Source organism: Halomonas flagellata, assembly GCF_022487945.1.
In the GTDB taxonomy this organism is placed as follows: domain Bacteria; phylum Pseudomonadota; class Gammaproteobacteria; order Pseudomonadales; family Halomonadaceae; genus Halomonas; species Halomonas flagellata.
Genome location: NZ_JAKVPY010000108.1, coordinates 1 through 635 on the forward strand (window position 1 = coordinate 1; position 635 = coordinate 635).

General features: G+C 52.1%; 1 protein-coding gene. It reads left to right on the forward strand.

The window, feature by feature from the left end; translation table 11 throughout:
- Positions 1 to 206 precede the first annotated feature (206 nt).
- The coding region (locus tag MKP05_RS21380; RefSeq protein WP_240570147.1) for a ParA family protein at positions 207 to 635 on the forward strand (429 nt) is incomplete at its 3' end.

Consider the following 635-nt stretch of genomic DNA (forward strand, 5'->3'; position numbering starts at 1 on the left):
GGCATCAGGGCTTACCTGAAGTTTATCAAGCTGGTTTAACACAGGTTAACGCCTGATCAGCCGGACACTCTCTGAGTGTTCGGTTTTTTTTTGCGCTGCGCTAAAGACTCCTTATGGAAATCTTAGGGAAATCCCTAATAAATCCTTTGAACATCCAAAAGGTTTATGTAATATATCCCTATCCAATGCACACAAGGAAAACGGCTATGACAGTTATCGCAGCAGCACACAACAAAGGCGGCACCGGGAAAACCACCACGTCAGTTCACCTCATCGGCGAGCTGCGCCCAGATGACGTTATCGATATCGATGTTCATAAGGGGATCAGCATCCTTAACCGCCTGCGCCCGGATGAGGCGAAATGGCCTGTTTTGACCTTCAACAATAAGAAAGAGCTGATGAGCTACATCCGCGAACGCGACGAGGCCGGTAAGCTGGTTTACGTTGACTGCGGCGGCTTTGACTCCGAGCTTACCCGCTCCGTGGTGGCGGTCGCTGACCTGGTGATTGTTCCGGCGAACGACTCCCCGACCGAGCTGATCGGCCTGGCGTCTTTCGATCACGTTCTGGCAGATATCAGCAAGCAAATCGGCGTTGAGCTGGTCACTCATGTTCTGCTCTGCAAGACGCCGCCG